Raw genomic sequence first — 16,541 nt, 5'->3', positions numbered from 1 at the left:
TTCGTTCATGAGCCAAATATGAGTATACCGACAGACGTTTTACAGGCAGTCGCCAATGCAATGACAGCAGATCGCGTTGTCAGTACCCAGTTGATCCAACCTTTATGGGGTGGATACGGCGAGCTTTTTCGTGCCACGCTAGACGGCAGTCAATATACCTCGGTGATAGTTAAACACATCAAATTACCCCAACCAAAAGTGCATCCACGCGGTTGGAATACGTCTATATCTCATCAGCGAAAATTGAAATCATATCAGGTGGAGCTACACTGGTATCAGCATTATGCAAATAATTGTCTATCACAATGCCCTGTACCAAAATGCCTGTATGTTGAAGAACAGAATGATGAAATATTACTCATCATGGAAGATTTGGCCACGCAGGGGTTTAAGCATACGTTTACCAGCTTTGAACCGAAACCAGCATCCAACGAATCAACAGCAGACAATCCACATATCAGTCATAAACAAATAGAAGCATGTTTATCTTGGCTGGCTTATTTCCATGCCCAGCACCTCGCGATTGAACCGACAGGTTTATGGGATTGCGGCAGTTATTGGCACCTAGCCACCCGACCCGACGAACTAGCAGCGTTAACTGATATAGCATTACAACAAGCAGCTCAACAAATAGATCAAACATTACAGCAATGCCAGTTTCAAACCCTGATCCATGGCGATGCTAAGTTAGCTAACTTTTGTTTCACCACCGCTGGCGATCGGGTTGCTGGCGTTGATTTTCAATATGCCGGCAAAGGTTGCGGCATGAAAGACGTAATATTGTTGCTGAGCAGTTGTGTTCCCTATCAGCACTGTGAGCAAGATGTACCTGCATTGCTGGATTATTATTTTAGACAATTAAAGCAAGCGCTGTCAGAGCATAAACCACACATAGAACCGCAAGCAGTGGAAGATGAATGGCGACCGCTTTATTGTATTGCTTGGGCTGATTTTCAACGCTTTATGAAAGGCTGGAGTCCAACTCACTGGAAGATAAATAGCTATACAGAAGCGCTGACGCAACAGGCATTGTTACAGTTAAAAACAGTGCAATTAAACTCAGCTGAACAAGGTGAATAAAAACAATGACACTCACGATTTATCAGCTGGAACAGTTACTGAAACTCGCTACCGAGGCTGCATTAAAAGCTGGAACATTCATCAATAGCCTTGATAGAAGTTCGCTGCAGGTACACAACAAACAGGCTGGGTCGAGTTTAAGTGCTCAGGTGGTAACGCAAGTTGATCTGGACAGCCAAGCCATCATATTGGAGATACTACAGCCAACTATCGATCAATATGATTTAGCCCTGTTGACCGAAGAAAATGCCAGCGAAAAAGATGTAGCAACCCACGCCCGTTTTAATAAAGACTATTTCTGGTGTATCGATCCACTCGATGGCACCTTACCCTTCATTGAAGGCGGTGATGGCTTTGCCGTGTCTATCGCGTTAGTCGATATTGCAGGTAAACCAGTTATTGGTGTTGTACATAACCCAAGCTCTGGTGATATCTACCAAGCCATTAATGCACAGCCACTGATATCAAAAGTGTTGAAAAATGGACTACTTTGGCAATCTGAACGGCTTAAGGAGTACAGCCATTCATTAAGTTTGTATATTGATCGTAGTTTCCAGCAAGACCCACGTTATCCGGCTGTCATTGAGCAATTAACAAGGCTTTCAGCGCAGCAAGGATTGGCACTGCAAGTGATCAAAACTAACGGTGCGGTGATGAATGCAATTGGGGTACTTGAAAAGGCACCGGCTTGTTATTTAAAACTGCCAAAAGCACAGCTAGGTGGCGGCAGTTTATGGGACTTTAGTGCGACAGCAGCAATCACACAAGCATTGTCTGCTCAGTATTTCACTGCATCTTCGCAAGCATGCTGCGCAGTAAGTGATGCTCAAGGTGCCCCCTTAGATCTTAACCGTAAAGATTCTAATTACATGAATCACAAGGGGGTACTGTATAGCAGTGGATTACAGAATCAGACTTTTTTAAATATAATCAATTGATTAGTTAGTTATGAGGTCCAACTCGTTTCAACTTAATCGAGTAACTTATACTTACTTATGTTTACTTACTTTTGCTTAAAGTTAAAAAAGATAAAACACTATACACTCACATTTTTAACGCTAACGACCTTGATAAGGCGTATTAGGATGTAGGTATAATAGATGCAAAATGAAGTGAGTAAACATAGTAAAAAAACGGTGATATTCCACTGGCTAGTTGGACTATCTATGATCACTGTACTCATAATGGGTATGTATATGGTCGAAAATAAAGTGTTTTCACTTTATTATTGGCATCGTTCATTAGGACTTTCATTATTCATTTTTGCCATTTATCGCCTTATTCTCAGAGTTAAGGAAGGGTTACCAAAACCAAAACTTTCTTATACTAAAATCGAGAAAAATTTATCGAGATTAGTACAAATATTACTATTAGCCAGTACAATTTTAATGCCTATATCTGGTATATTAATGACCACGATGAACGGATTTGGAATGATACTTTTTGATCTAGTCATCGTGGCCGCAAACCCAGACCCAAGCAATCCAAGGTTGATGTTGCCAATCAATAGCTCGCTCGGTGATCTGAGTAAAACTATCCACGTGACTTGTGGTTGGATTATGGCTGGTACTTTACTACTACACGTATCAGGCGCTATGAAGCATCATATTATTGACCGCGATGATACTTTAAAGAGTATGTTGAGATTGAAATCGAATTAGAATAGCGTCAACTTGAAATGCTCTAGATTACCTGAGATTTAAGAAACAGGTAATCACGTATTCTCCAGTACAACAAAGACGAAACAATAATTAAATTGTATTCGTCTTTAATCACATTTATTTATTATTCCGGTCTTTGAATACTAAAAAGAGCGGTAATTGATATATACTCGTGAAGCAAAGCAGCAACTCCTTTCGGAAGAATATTTTGAATTATTGAGATTACTCTGTTGCAAAAAACGACAGAGATTAATCCCCGTCGTTTTTATTACTGCCCGTATGCTAACTTATTTTAAAATATCGTAAGGCTTAGCCCAAGCAAGACGCTGGCTGAGATCTCTTTTAATTTGCAGATAACGTGGCGATGACTTCATGGCTTTCACATCATCTAAGGTAAGTAGCTCTTTTTCACCTTGAGGATTTTGCTTACGTACATAAATGATATCCTGCGCACTTTGACGCAAAGAACTAAACGTCACTTCCTCGCCATTACCATTGATGAAATGGCTGTATACTTTTGGCACGTATCCCGGGTCGACTGCTTTGCAATCATTCATCGAAGGAACCCAACCCATTTTACCGTCTTCAGTAAAGTAACCAGTTACAGGTCTACCTTTAGCAATATCTTCAATCATACAGAAAGTTGGGCTAACACTGGTAATATTATGGATATTATTGAAAGCATGGCTTACCCAACCACCACTGCTAGCCTGATCTGTGCCTTTTTCAGGATCCCAATCAGTTGCATCAACCTGTACCCAGCTGTCAAAAGGCCCTGTCATAGAAATATCAATTACAAAATTTTGCGGGTCAGAGACGAAATAAGCTTTAGTGCTATTCTCTAGGGTATATTGGTTCACATAATCACGGCTAACCCAATACACAGATCCATCAGTGTTTACGTTACGGCCTTGATAGTTACTATCCATCACACCAAATGTATTGAATACCGTTTTCGCGACATGGTTGGCTGAATTATCTACCGCGGTATCCTCAGTATTATCAGTAATAAAATAAGGGGAATCGCTGTACAGCAAGCTCTCAGCGCCAGGTATGAGCCCCGAACGTGAGCGTGGTGAATATTGATAGTAAGCAACATCATAAGTCGGTTGAGTGGAAGAATCATTTAATACCGATTGACCTTTGATCACGCGAACTGAGTCACCAATCCATCGGCCTTCAAATTTAAATACATAATCCATAGTTAAGGTCTCTGTATTCGCCGAGACATTGTTATCATAACTTTGAATTTCAAAATGAGACTGCATTGGATCGAAATCCCAACGGCGGAAGAAAGTTACCTTCGTATCTTTCTGGCTTATCGCCATGGATTTATTGTCGTAGTTACCGCTGCAACCTTCATCCCTTTTCGCAATATAAGCCAGTTTTACGCCTGACATATCTGTTCGACAAACGTATTGGTCACGTAATCCTTCGGGGTTAACCTTTTGCACGATGCGCTTGAACTCCTCCCAATTCATGCCGCTGTTCTTAGCTTGGAAGTACCCTAATGCATCATTATTCGCCAGAAACTGAGCCTGAGGCTGAGCTGGTTTTGTAAGTGCATAGTCGAGCATGAAAAATTCAGCTTTGTTCTGTTGAATTTTATTTACAGTATAACTGACCAGCTCTTTTGCCTGGTAATAGCCCTGCAGGTTCGGTGCTGCAGAAACTTGGTTTGCAACAAACAATGACGCTGTACAAAGTAGTATTTTTTTCATTGCAGCCCCCTACTTCTGAAAGTTTTTTGGTGTACTGAATGCAATACCGTCATTCGACGCATATTTCACGTTCTGCAGCTCTTGCAGATCTGCCGCATCAACGCTGAGTTGCATTTTAGAGGGAGCACGCTGCTGGCTATCACTGTTTTGAGACGAGGAATCTCCCCCGCCGCCGCAGCCGACCATTAATATAGATAAAAACACCACTGTAGCTAATTTTTTCATAGTAATTATTTGGATTCCACGGTTTGTAAGAACAAGTATTGAAAGGTTCATTGCCCCCCCCCTTTAAACAGACGTTTTAATCTTGAGATAAGCCGTCAATATGATTTTTTATTTCTGGAATGTGGCACATGAAGGCGATTACCATTCGATTAAAACGCAGTTTTTTGCTGTCGCAATAGTCAATTTTGCCAAGGGTAATCGTTGGTAACGGTTAGTTCATTATATTTTACATAATTTTACGCATTGGGCTTGTGTAGTTGAATTGTAGTGGCTGAGTAATACTGGATAATAATAGCGGCTCGTCCTCTAGATCTTTGCCGTTATGGTTAAGATAAGGCTTATCGTTGAGCTATAGACTGCCAATATTGAAAAACAGTGATTTAGTCTGCAAAAGTAAACATCCAAAAATAGGAGATTCATTCTCGACTCGAATTAATAACACCCTTCATATATTATGCCCCGTATCTTTAAGTCGACTCATCTATCACAGCGTTATTTTTACATTAAAATAATCTAGGGAAATAAATAAGAATGTATAAGAAATATTTACTATTACTAGCATGCGGGTTAATTCTTACTGGATGTGGAGGTGGGGGTGAATCTGAATCTACATTTGACTCAAATACCAGTACTAGTGGTAATGGCAATGGCAATGGCAATGGCAACGGTAATGGCAACGGTAATGGCAATGGCAATGGCAATGGCAATGGTAAATATCTGGTCGTACCTAAAGATTATGACAAACCTGATGGTGATAAAGTTAGGATTTATTATACAATTCATCCCGCAACCTCATCAAAACAACGTATAGGGATATTATTATTAAATTTTGGTGGACCAGGTGCAACAGCTGCCGATAGATTATTGAGTAAAGTGAGCTCAATGCCTACATCCATTACTGAGTCATTTGACATCGTCGCTATGGATCCTAGGGGCGCGGGGAAAAGTGCATTTGCAAGAGAATTAATGACCTGCGCAGTGGGAGGGTCATGTGATTCGACATATAAAGAGATATCCCCTTATATGGGAAGTAATGCTGTCATTCAAGACATGGACTCGTTACGGGAACATTTGAATGAAGATCAAATTAACTATCTAGGTTACTCTTATGGCACAAGACTAGGTGCGCTTTACGCCGAACGTTATCCGACAAAAATTCGTGCTCTAGTGCTTGATTCTTCAATGTCTCCTTTACATCAAAATTATGAAGAACTACGAATTGATCAGGCTCAAGGGCACCAAAAAATCGCTGAGTATCGACTGGACTCAAAGCCAAAGAGTATGGCGAAACTAGATGATATTGTAACTCAAACCAAGGATAGTGACTATACCGCGAATGATGGCGGAACGATTAAAAAAGACGATGTAAATCTAATTCTTGGTGCAATCAAACACCCTATGCGAGAATATTTAAATAATTTAAGGGGTATTTCATGGAGTGAGTCCAAGTTAGGGCTATCATTATCTGCATTATTTGATAAAGATGAAGCAAAACCTTTTATTTGTTGGAGAACCCAATGTGAGACTGAGTCCAATAGTTTAAGCTTTAGTCATATACCAAAAGAAAGTTTTACTTCTGATGAAAAGCGGTCGTCAGCTATGTTTCGCTCAGTCATGTGTACTGATGAACGAGCGACTTTGGACGATAGCGACATAGAAGGAAATGAGGATAAATATTTGGCTTCATCATCGATCTATGGCTATTACCTAAAAGAAAATCTTTCAGGTTTATGTAAAGGTTGGACGGCACAGCGCTCTCCTATTGCTAGCCAATCTGAAATTAAAAATAACATAACCGAGCAAGTGTTGATCGTGGGTGGTTTATATGATCCACAAACCTCTTATAATTGGTCTGTAGAAATGAAAGATACAATAAACAATGCAGCACTAATTACTATTGCAGATACTGTCAGCCATGGTTTTAGTTATAATGGCATTGGTTCCTGCTTAGATGACATTGTAACTAATTATTTACTTGAACCAGAGGTCAAAGTTACAGGTCGAAAATGCGAACGAGTTAAAAGAATATCTTATCGTTATAGTAATGAAGCCCCTACCGTCCCTGTTAATTCAGCACATTCCGGAGATATTCACTTGTAGTTAAACATCTATAAGTTCACTCGGCGAGTTGCTCACTACTGAGAGTTCTGTAGCCGATGACTCATTACTCCGGTCTTTGAATACTAAAAGGTGCGGTGATTGATGCATACTCCCCTCCGCCTAACCGCGCGAGGGGTTTAATTTTATCTGCCGCAATATTTAATCGTTCTTTCGTGTCTGTACTTACCACAATATCATTGATGTAAAGCTGCTTAACTTCCATTTAAAATATAACCACTAATAATCAATAACTTAAAGCCAACCAACAACACTATTGGCGATTGAGTGGCGATGCAATCCTAAAGCATTGCTGTTTAGCCATTTCATTACGCTATCTTATGCTTTCCAGCCGAGCTACCACCCACTACATTTGCCTCTGCATTAGCAGTGATCTCATCAACGACCGCATTAGCGATGGCTTGTGCTAATACCGATGCCTGGGCATGCTCACCCGCGATAACAATACCGCCCTTAATCATCTCCGCTTCAATCTTACTTTTTAATGCTGACTTACTTAATGCCATATTATTTCCCTGCAAAAACGGTAGTGGAGCCATCAACATGTGGCTTACCAGTGAATGGACAAATACTCGCACAGGTAATAACACCACAGCCGCCATTAAGCTTAATCGTGTCTGCATCTTCGGTTATATTCTTGGCTTTGATGATCAAAGATTTGGCACTGTCTAAATGCATGTTTTCTGCGCTTTGTATTTTAACTTCTTTGTTACTGCCTAAAAGCAGGTTATCCAACGAGGTAATAATCGCCTTTTCACCGACGAGTATTTTTAATGCCCCCATAATTTCATTTACCTGGTTACCGTCTATTTTATTAATGTCGTGCGTAGCGACTTTGGTACTGCGCTCAAAGTAACTCTGTTCGCTAGTCTGAGCTTCAACAGTCGATTTCTGACTGGCCTGTTTTATTTCACCATCTGTCTTCAGCTGCCAATCGCCATTACTGCCGGCTAACTTACTACGGTGTGATAGCTGTAGACTCACATCGGTTGAACGATGATCGGGTACCAAAGTATGCCAGGGTAAAAGCGACGTGATCACCGGCAATGAATCAAGACCATCAATATATTGAATTAAGCACTGCATGCCTGGTGTTGGTTCAACGAACAAACCATGTTCATGCCCCTGCCCTGACGCAATACTTACTTGCTCAAAGACAGGAACCGCTAAGGGCTTACCTGTTACCGCATCTAATAATTGAATATCCGCTGCTTTATAGGCGCGGAATGCACTGCTTACACTGGCGCCATTAACCGGCATATCATAAATTTTCTCTATTCGAGCCAATTGCGGTAAGTGTTTACGCTGTCCTAATTCGGGAAAGTAACGTAATACTAAGCGGCGTATAGCGTTTTTGACCATCTGATAACCTGCTTATTTCCTGTTAATGTCACTTCGGTAAGGTAACGGCCATTAAGTTTTAGTCCTGGACGTAACTTAGGGATCGCAATTAGCTCACCTTTACTCGAGCTGATTGGCTTGATTGGGTGTTCTGAAAAATCAGTGATGACCGACTTGGCCCAACCTGAATCATGCCAACTACCCACGTAAATTTTGCCATCGGGACGTTGTTGAAAAATGTAATCCGGTACCTGGTATATTTTCCCTAACTGACGTAATACAGATATGCCATCGCCTTGATGATAAAAACACGGAACCGGCTGATTGAGATAACCTGCATCAGGATAGATAAATTGAAGACCTGTCAGCGAGAGTTGGTCCAATACATCTTTCATCGTCGCGAAACGAATGGCCATGTTAGCCGGCAGTGACAATGCACCGAGTAATTCACGACAAGTCAGATACCAACGGCCGGATGATTGATATTTAGATTCAATAACGCCCATGAAATAAGGCTGCAGTTTATCGACCCGATAGCCAAGGTGTAATTCCACGATGCCTTTCGGTTCTTGATCACAAGTAACAACAAAGCTAGCGCGACCAGGACTAAACAGATCAAGCTGCACACTGTTATTGATAATATTAACCACGGGTTCGCCACCAATGGTTAATACGGTGGTGAGTCGAGCCGAATCGTGTTTACCCATCTCTTTATCCATAGCTTTCCCCCTAAGTTAGGGACCCTCTACATTTTCAAATTGTTGCTGCAGTGAATTATGGCCATCGGTACTTTGCGGCGTTGTATTGTTACTGGCTTCACTATCGATCTGCAGTTGCTCGCGTTCTGACTTACTCATGACTTCAAGTAGATTAAAACTAACTACCCATGACTTCACTTCTTCATCTTCGGTCGCACTCATTTCACCATCAAACTTGGTTTTACGGACTTTAAATGATTCAGCTACATCACAATTCACGGTGCGAATTATTCTAGCGCCGTGTTCGTCGAGCTCTTTAGCCTTAGAAATTAGCTTGGCTAACTCAGCTTTATCTTTAAAAGGGATCTTGGTGATGACCGACAAGACTGCAGGTTTAACCCCGTTATCAGATGATAGAGTCAAGGAACCGTAACCACTTAAATCTTCGCCGGCTAATTTGAAACTGCATTTTATTTTGGTTTCATAACCTGGTACTTGCCAACCATCGAGGGCTATCATAAAAACACTTCCTTAACCGGTTCAAGTTCACTGCTGCTACCCACAAACGCACAAAAAGCCCAATACGCTTTATCATCACCAAGACCTTGTAACTTATCAGCTAAACCTTTCGCTGAATTGGCGCTGATGCTAGTGCAATTTAAGCCGGTGTTAATTGGGCTAAATTCAGTTGCTGTTAAACGCGCATCACGTAAACCCTTTAACTGCTTGCATTCTGCTAGTGCGGTATCGACATCACTAATAAGCGCTTGCCCTTGGGTATTTACCTGGGCTAAGGAATCAGCCTTATATTGTCGCTTAAGTGCTGGTATATACCGCTTATCATTCAATACCGTCCACTCAAGTGATTGTTCACTGCCTTGAGGCCGAGTGAGTTTATCTGAATCTAATGTTGCTAGACTCGCTGCATAACGACCGCATTCAACAAAGCCGGTTAATGGACAATATTCATTAATAGTTGCTAATTGTTTGGCTAAATCTTGTGGATTATCACTACTCACCCACAAGACCAGGGCATTAAAATCCGCAGGTCTAAACTGGCGGCTTTCATCTTTGATGGCGCTTGCTAATAAGACCGCGCCCTCTACAGCTGAGCAAAGGGCCGCGGCTTGATGAAAGGCAAGGCTGATACTATGCATTAGTTAATAACGGGTTTATGTGGCCAGACTACATCTTTGGGCTCAACCACTGACTGCGGAATATCGCGTAATGCTTGACGATAAATTATTAATTCCGATTTAAGGCTATCTGATAGCGGATAATCAGGTTGAATAAGATAGTCCGTATCACGAATTAATCCATCTCGTTTTATTCTAACGTTAAGCCATTCTTCTGCACTTATTGCGTTATTAATAAGTACTGTTGCTTCACCTTCACTAAAACCCATTTCAATTAATACGTTGAGTTCCGCAGGTACATTAACCAACTCATGTCCCTGCTTATCAATTAACGTTTCGATTAATCTGTTCATATGTATTCCTTCATCATAGTTTTTAATTACGCATTTTTAGGAGCGAATAATGTGTTGTAGTGGTACGAGTACGGCAAGCGACATTCTGGATATTCCGGCCCCAGAAATTCATCATCTTTATGGTACGATTTAACTTTCCAGTTTATTTCCCACGTAGACGTTGCTCTTGAATAAATAGACACTTCGCTGTCTTCTCTCGAATACTTAGGTGCACTGCTCATACTTCTAATTACATGGTAAGTTAAACCACCGCGTAGATAACAGCCGCTAAAGGTATGACATGGACCAATAGATCCGTCTGCTACCCCTGAATATAATGGATATTTCCCCGACACTGGGCGAGCAATACAGCTGATGCCATGTGCAGCATTACGAACCGTTTTTCGATACGTTTGACCAATACGTTTCATCACAAAACTTTTCGCATCACCACCCCAACCATAATCAATGCCTTCTATACATAATTCCAAACCAGCTAAATGCGTAACGCCAGGGCCAAACGGTTCATCATTTCTATTTTCACCGTAATTACGCACAATATTAATAAACGAGGCGCCAGCGCGATTATTAGGAAATTGCCACCAAACTGGGTAATAACGGTCCGAACTCAGCCCCGTTAAATCAATTTCAGATTTATACAGCGCTTGGCCATTAATATCTTTAGCTTGAACCGACTCTTTCCAGCCATTAAGGCTATCTTGTGTTTGTTTAACCTTCTTATCAATTTCTTGTATTTTCCCATCAACAACCCCAGTGAGGTTATTGCTGGCTTGCACGAGTTCTGCAATGTTCTGTTCTATTGTCATGCTCTGTCCCCTTTATTCATCATGAGTCGATGTAATATGTTTTGCCTGTCGGTACATCGTACTGACTTGTGCGGTTGCCATTTTGGCTAGCGAAGTTTGTACCTCACCATCATGTTCCTGACGTTGCTTTATCATTTCTGATTGTGTGTGTTGCAGTGTTTGCCCTTCTTGCTCTAGGGTTCCAATGTGAACTTGCTGCAGCTCGATAGTGTTTCGTAAGCTGGTGACGACATCTTTTAAGCCTAAATGGCGTGTCATGTTATCGATTTGCGCCGTAGCATTGGCGACAATAGCCAATTGCATACTGTCTAGCCTTGGGCTGTAATCAAACATCCAACTGCTGGCTTTTATCTCGATACGGGCAAGCGCTTTGGCTGCAGCAAACTTCAATACAAAACTGCGGTTGTGTACGTTATTCACGCCCTTACGTTTACGCTGTAGGGGTAAATAATCCAGTGCTAACAAGATGCCGGTACTAGTGACTAAGCCAATCCAGTTGTAATCAAAGTCACCAATGTCTTGGTCTAATACCGTCGCCCAGGCAACAGTATGCTCATCAATAAAACCGGTAATTAACTCATCCGTTTGATACACAATCTGAGCTTGTGCAGGGATTGCCATATTAGGATCACGCTCTGCGTTATCACTTAAGTTCGGTACATTCGCTAACACCAGTGTTGAGACATTGAGTCCCTTATTTTCAAGTGCACAGATGGTGATGTGCTGTTTACCAGCATTAGTAAGAATGCCGGTTACTTTTTGTGTTGAAATCGGCTCTGACATAGAAACTTACTCCGTTGCAGTACTAATGCTGCTTTCTTTACTCAAAAATCCATACAGTGGCTGCAGTGTCAGTAGGTGTTCAACCGACATAGTCAGTGGCAACAATGGCACGTTTTGCACATGGTATTGCCCACCTAAAAAACCACTCATGGGGTTAAATTCAATATCGCTACCTTGCGTCAGTGTTAAGCCTAAAGGCACATGGACACTGTCCCATTGCACATCAAGCCAACCTGGTGCTAATCCAACATCGACCACACTGTGCACCGTGAATTCATAGCGTCTGCAGGTGCGTCCATAAAGCTGAATTAACTCGGGCATCAGTTCGCCGTATTTCGAGACAGTATGACTGCTAAAGTCGATAGCAATAATGTCCCAATCTCGGTTATCAATACGCTCGCTTACTTTGATGACATCGATACCAAGGCGATTAAAGATGGCTTCAATCGTTGCAATCTCACCAGCATCAATGGTATTAACCAGTGCATGCTGGACCCGTTTTCTAAAAAAGTCCGCGGGTTCAAAAGGCAATCTTTCAGTTAAACGTTCCCAGGCTAATAACCCTAAAAAGGGTTCTTCACTTTGCCGCTCATCTTTTTGCGCAACAGCCCACATCACCCAGTCTTTGGTATTGTTCCAATATTGCTGCGCGGCCTTCATTAACTGCTCGGCATGCCCCTTGTTTAACCAGGTAGCTATTTCGGGCTGCTGCTTATTCTTATCCATGTTGCACAACCAAGTGCGTTAGTCTCGGTAACCACAACCCCGTTTTAATATCACCACAATCAAAATCGATACTGCGTAATGCAGGGAATTGATTATGTAATTGCGCTTGTAACTGGCTCATGCTAAACAACGAATTCGGGCGCGTTCGGTGCGGTTGATACGCATCATTTAACCGAAACGCCGCCTGAATAAAGGTCTTTATATCTGCTTTAATATCAGCGCTATTGCCATGCAGTGAATACGTTGCTGTTATCACTTTGTCTTGCGTAGGCATTGCATACACTTGAAAGTCATCACCATGGCCATGATGACCATCATCACGAATATGTTGATTAATGGCGCTTAACAAGCCTGTTGATACTTGCCCAACATTTAAGTAAATAAACGCATTGGCGGTACCTGGACCACGCGGCGCTTGGTTTACAATTTCTATATTTTCAACCGGTATAGCGAAATCACTGATTATCGATTTATACACGGTATTGATATGCCATTTAGCAGCTGTGCCGAATACGTTTCTTATTCTGTTTCGGTATGCCTCGGTGCTTTCTTCGTTAGCACCAGGGATAAGCAACCAGTCTTTTTCATTACGAACACTGACGCCCTCAATTGGGTTAACCAAGCGGTAATAACTACCTACAGGTAAGTTATACGCCTGCCCTGCAGTAACAGCCTGCGCAAACACTTCAATGACCGATTCACCTTCTTTAAATACTGCAGCGCTGAGCGTACGTAACTGATATATAGTGCCGCCAATACTGTCACTTTCCACCAAGGCACCTGCAGCAATACTCAATACGCCATCACTGCTGACGCGTGTTAAGGTCAGCATGCCTTTGGCGTTAATAGCATCCACAATAAAGACATTTCGACTCGGTCCATGTAACCCGATTAATGCGCTGCGACTTGCCGTCATGATAAATAGATCGGGCATCAATATACGTGCTATCCAATCAAGTAAACTCACTACAGGCTGCGTGATTAATGCTTTAACGGTACGCCAAAATGGACTAAACGGACTGCCATTTTCAATCGTGATTTGCTGATCGCTGAGTACCTGGTCCCATTGCTTTTTGGCAACCGTGTCATTCACAGGTAGACCAGCATCCATCATCATTTTTTTAAAGTCAGGTACGATATCCGGCGTTCTATTTTCATTGTTCATGCTACGCCCCTGCCCACTTCATTACGCCGTATTGCTTGGTTTGTGCTTCAATCGATAAGGTTTTATCACTGTTATAGCTAATCAAGATTGTGCCAGGCTTAAGTCGGTCGTCTTGTTCCACTTCCAGCTCTAAATCGGTTAACACTGGCGCGATACCATTGATGTTGCGCTGCTTCACTAACTTAACCAGTAAGCCACTTTCAAGAATACGGTGTTTGACGTCTTGGCCAATCACCTTGGCTGCAGACAGCTTTTCCACACTTAAGGACGGATTAAACACAAAATCACCATCGATAATATTTAAATCAACATGCATATTTATCATTAGCCGGCTAACTCCATTAACTGTTCAAAATCATGCGCAAGGTTGTCGCTTTTCATCACCACGTTATCGATATACACGCGTTTGCTGTTATCGGCGCTGCTATTGCTCTGGTTATTCGCGCTTTGTTTACTTTGCTGGAAATACTGCGTTCGCTGTATACGCGGACGGCTTACCTTTGCCAGTTGTTGGTTATTTTCTTGATACTGCTGAATACGGGCGCTATGCGCACTTGTCTCATTAAACGTTTGGCTTTCAACAAGCGACGCTGCAACCGGTGATAAACCACCAACCGACTCGAAACTATTCACCTGATTGAATCGCGTATTTGCATTCGCTAGATTGTTGGTTGCAAACGCCTCAGTATTTACAACCTGGTTTGCAGTAACCGGCGCAAAACCGTTAACCTGACTAACTCTCGTATTCATGTTCGTTAAACTGTTTGTTGAGAGTGCTTCAGAGTTCAATACCTGGTTTGCAGTAACCGGCGATAAACCGCTAACCTGATTGAGCTGCGTATTTGTATTAGCTAAGTTGTTCGTTGCATAAGCCTCTGTGCTCAATACCTGGTTTGCAGCAACTGGTGCAAAACCGTTAGCCTGGTTAATTCGTGTATTCATGTTTGCAAGATGGCTTGAGCCAAGTGTCTCTGTGTTGAGTTTCGTTGATAATGTATTTTCAGCTGATATTGGCGCAGCTGTTTTAGTCACCTCTTCAACTTTTGAGTTAATGGTCATGTCTTTACCGTCCATCAATCCCAGTGCTTCGAGCACCCATGTCACATTATCAATCAGAGCACTGAACACAGACATTACGCTGTCAAATATCTGAATCAGAACTTGGCCCCAACTTGAATCTTTAAAGGCGGCAACAATGGCATCCCAATAAAAGATAAGTCCCGCAACAGCAGCCACTAGCGCAACAACCCCTGCTATAACCAGCCCAATCGGATTGGCAAGTAAAGCTGTATTAAATAACCAAGTCACGCCCTGCGCCGCTAACATCGCACCACGATAGAGACCGATAGCAGTAAGATAAGCCCCCATCGCGGCAATATTGCCTAAGAATCCCATCACGCGCAGTGCAACCAAACCAATCTGCCATAGCTTTGTTGAGACAGCGGCGGCATTGCTGACAACACTCAGCCCTATCAATGCAAAACGATAAATGCCGATGATCATATTCATGGCACTGAAGGCAATCATTAATGCAATGACGCCAACAGCTGCTGCACCGAGTACGCCCGTTAATGTTGGGAATTCTTGTGTTAGCCATATCACGCCACCTAACATGGCAACCAACATATCGACAACCGGTTCAATAATCGGTAACACCGCTTGCCCCATCGCCGTTGCTGCGCCATTTAATGAACCACTAAATCTGTCCCAGGGACTGGCAATGATATTCGCCATTTCACTGGCCTTGGATGCATCAGTAACATTGCTCAGTTCGTTAATGCCCTGTTTTAACTTGGCTGTTTTGGAACTTAAAATATCAACCACAGAGGCTGCATTTTTAGACCCAAAGGCTTTATTTAAAATATCGCCTCTGGCCACACTGCCAATACCCGTCAGCTTTTGATTAATACGCGACATGACCACATCAATACCGAGCATATCGCCCTGGCTATTAGTGAGCTCTATACCTAATGTTTTTTGCGCTTTACCAATGCCATCAATAAAGGCGGCATATTGAGTACCCGCTACCGAACCCGACTTAAGGACCAGCTGCAGTTCCCCCAGCACCGCAAATTGTTCTGCGGCATCGATACCACGACTGGCGGCTTTTGCGCCTAACGCACTAAAGGCTGATTGCATTTCTGCGCCAGTGGTTTTGTACATTTGCACCGCTTTCGCTGTTTGCCCTGCAATCTGATTCACCCAGTCGGACTTGCCCATCTTGTTAGCCGTTTTTTCGAATATCCCGTACATGGTGCCCATATAACTGGTGATCGTGCTGGCGTCAGCTTTAGTTGCTACCGCTAATACATTTGATGCCTTGGTAAAGGAGGCAAGCTCATCACCGGTTAGTCCAGATATGGCCGACTGGATATCATAAGCACTGCGCACGAACTCTGCAGAGTTACCGCCAAACTGAGCGGTAAATTCAAACGCGGTTCTGGTTAGTTTGGTTAAGTCTTCGCTGGCTACACCCAATGTTTGCACTTCACCCAGCGCAGCCACATGATCAATAGCCGGAGACAAACTACTGACCAATGCCATGGCACCGCCTGCAGTACCCATAAAACCACTCATCATTTGGTTTTGAGCACTGGCCGTTTGGGCGCTAAGTTGGTTTATCTTGTCCATGATCTTATTCACTGGCCCTGTTGCTTTATCAACAACGCCAATGGTATACATGAGTTTTTCCAACTTGCTTAATGCGCTCATTCGTTCCCCTCACCAG

At 42.5% G+C, this 16,541-nt stretch carries 19 protein-coding genes; 4 read left to right on the top strand and 15 right to left on the bottom strand.

What is annotated here, in order from left to right:
• Window positions 1–18: 18 nt before the first annotated feature.
• The 3 genes from HWV02_RS08105 (at window position 19) to HWV02_RS08095 (ending at window position 2,741) form a co-directional block, all read left to right on the top strand.
• Window positions 19–1,080 carry a phosphotransferase gene (locus tag HWV02_RS08105; RefSeq protein ID WP_211679208.1) on the top strand — a complete coding sequence of 354 codons (1,062 nt, stop codon included), beginning with the start codon at window positions 19–21 and terminating at the stop codon, window positions 1,078–1,080.
• Between the two features lie 5 nt (window positions 1,081–1,085).
• Window positions 1,086–2,018 (top strand): 3'(2'),5'-bisphosphate nucleotidase CysQ, encoded by a 933-nt coding sequence (locus tag HWV02_RS08100; RefSeq protein ID WP_211690130.1) that lies wholly within the window; start codon window positions 1,086–1,088, stop codon window positions 2,016–2,018.
• 162 nt (window positions 2,019–2,180) lie between these two features.
• Window positions 2,181–2,741, top strand: a complete 561-nt coding sequence (locus HWV02_RS08095) for a cytochrome b (protein ID WP_211690129.1) — start codon at window positions 2,181–2,183, stop codon at window positions 2,739–2,741.
• A gap of 287 nt (window positions 2,742–3,028) precedes the next feature.
• Here the strand turns inward: HWV02_RS08095 and HWV02_RS08090 are convergent, their stop codons facing one another.
• Together HWV02_RS08090 and HWV02_RS08085 are read right to left on the bottom strand one after the other, a co-directional pair.
• A complete protein-coding gene (locus HWV02_RS08090) occupies window positions 3,029–4,462 on the bottom strand; it encodes a porin (protein WP_211690128.1) in 1,434 nt (477 codons plus the stop codon).
• Window positions 4,463–4,471: 9 nt separating this feature from the next.
• Window positions 4,472–4,738, bottom strand: coding sequence for a hypothetical protein (locus HWV02_RS08085; RefSeq protein ID WP_255550618.1), 267 nt, complete (start codon window positions 4,736–4,738; stop codon window positions 4,472–4,474).
• Window positions 4,739–5,218: 480 nt separating this feature from the next.
• Here HWV02_RS08085 and HWV02_RS08080 point away from each other — a divergent pair, with 480 nt between their 5' ends.
• Window positions 5,219–6,787 carry an alpha/beta fold hydrolase gene (locus HWV02_RS08080; RefSeq protein WP_211690127.1) on the top strand — a complete coding sequence of 523 codons (1,569 nt, stop codon included), beginning with the start codon at window positions 5,219–5,221 and terminating at the stop codon, window positions 6,785–6,787.
• A 64-nt stretch (window positions 6,788–6,851) separates the two neighbouring features.
• On the opposite strand, the gene HWV02_RS08075 is transcribed toward HWV02_RS08080, so the two are convergent.
• The 13 genes from HWV02_RS08075 to HWV02_RS08015 all read right to left on the bottom strand — a co-directional run bounded on the left by HWV02_RS08075 (window position 6,852) and on the right by HWV02_RS08015 (window position 16,525).
• A complete protein-coding gene (locus HWV02_RS08075; protein WP_255550617.1) occupies window positions 6,852–7,010 on the bottom strand; it encodes a hypothetical protein in 159 nt (52 codons plus the stop codon).
• Between the two features lie 103 nt (window positions 7,011–7,113).
• Window positions 7,114–7,311 carry a hypothetical protein gene (locus HWV02_RS08070; protein ID WP_211690126.1) on the bottom strand — a complete coding sequence of 66 codons (198 nt, stop codon included), beginning with the start codon at window positions 7,309–7,311 and terminating at the stop codon, window positions 7,114–7,116.
• 1 nt (window position 7,312) lies between these two features.
• A complete protein-coding gene (locus tag HWV02_RS08065) occupies window positions 7,313–8,167 on the bottom strand; it encodes a hypothetical protein (protein WP_211690125.1) in 855 nt (284 codons plus the stop codon).
• A complete protein-coding gene (locus HWV02_RS08060) occupies window positions 8,140–8,865 on the bottom strand; it encodes a hypothetical protein (protein WP_211690124.1) in 726 nt (241 codons plus the stop codon). The genes HWV02_RS08065 and HWV02_RS08060 overlap by 28 nt, the downstream gene beginning before the upstream one ends.
• A 15-nt stretch (window positions 8,866–8,880) precedes the next feature.
• Entirely contained in the window at window positions 8,881–9,363 is a 483-nt protein-coding gene (locus tag HWV02_RS08055) for a hypothetical protein (protein ID WP_211690123.1), read from the bottom strand.
• Window positions 9,360–10,001 carry a hypothetical protein gene (locus HWV02_RS08050; protein WP_211690122.1) on the bottom strand — a complete coding sequence of 214 codons (642 nt, stop codon included), beginning with the start codon at window positions 9,999–10,001 and terminating at the stop codon, window positions 9,360–9,362. The genes HWV02_RS08055 and HWV02_RS08050 overlap by 4 nt, the downstream gene beginning before the upstream one ends.
• Window positions 10,001–10,333 (bottom strand): tail fiber assembly protein, encoded by a 333-nt coding sequence (locus HWV02_RS08045; protein ID WP_211690121.1) that lies wholly within the window; start codon window positions 10,331–10,333, stop codon window positions 10,001–10,003. Before HWV02_RS08045 ends, HWV02_RS08050 begins: the two co-directional genes overlap by 1 nt.
• A gap of 26 nt (window positions 10,334–10,359) precedes the next feature.
• Window positions 10,360–11,139, bottom strand: a complete 780-nt coding sequence (locus tag HWV02_RS22795; RefSeq protein ID WP_255550616.1) for a hypothetical protein — start codon at window positions 11,137–11,139, stop codon at window positions 10,360–10,362.
• A gap of 12 nt (window positions 11,140–11,151) precedes the next feature.
• A complete protein-coding gene (locus tag HWV02_RS08035) occupies window positions 11,152–11,922 on the bottom strand; it encodes a phage tail protein (RefSeq protein WP_255550615.1) in 771 nt (256 codons plus the stop codon).
• A 6-nt stretch (window positions 11,923–11,928) separates the two neighbouring features.
• Entirely contained in the window at window positions 11,929–12,648 is a 720-nt protein-coding gene (locus tag HWV02_RS08030) for a hypothetical protein (RefSeq protein WP_211690120.1), read from the bottom strand.
• On the bottom strand, window positions 12,641–13,813 hold the full coding sequence (locus tag HWV02_RS08025) for a baseplate J/gp47 family protein (protein ID WP_211690119.1): 1,173 nt from the start codon (window positions 13,811–13,813) through the stop codon (window positions 12,641–12,643). The genes HWV02_RS08030 and HWV02_RS08025 overlap by 8 nt, the downstream gene beginning before the upstream one ends.
• Before the next feature lies 1 nt (window position 13,814).
• Window positions 13,815–14,138 (bottom strand): DUF2590 family protein, encoded by a 324-nt coding sequence (locus HWV02_RS08020; protein WP_211690118.1) that lies wholly within the window; start codon window positions 14,136–14,138, stop codon window positions 13,815–13,817.
• On the bottom strand, window positions 14,138–16,525 hold the full coding sequence (locus tag HWV02_RS08015; RefSeq protein WP_211690117.1) for a phage tail tape measure protein: 2,388 nt from the start codon (window positions 16,523–16,525) through the stop codon (window positions 14,138–14,140). The genes HWV02_RS08020 and HWV02_RS08015 overlap by 1 nt, the downstream gene beginning before the upstream one ends.
• Between the last annotated feature and the right edge of the window lie 16 nt (window positions 16,526–16,541).

Source organism: Moritella sp. 28 (genome assembly GCF_018219435.1).
Lineage (GTDB): Bacteria > Pseudomonadota > Gammaproteobacteria > Enterobacterales > Moritellaceae > Moritella.
This window is presented reverse-complemented; position numbering and strand designations above follow the sequence as displayed.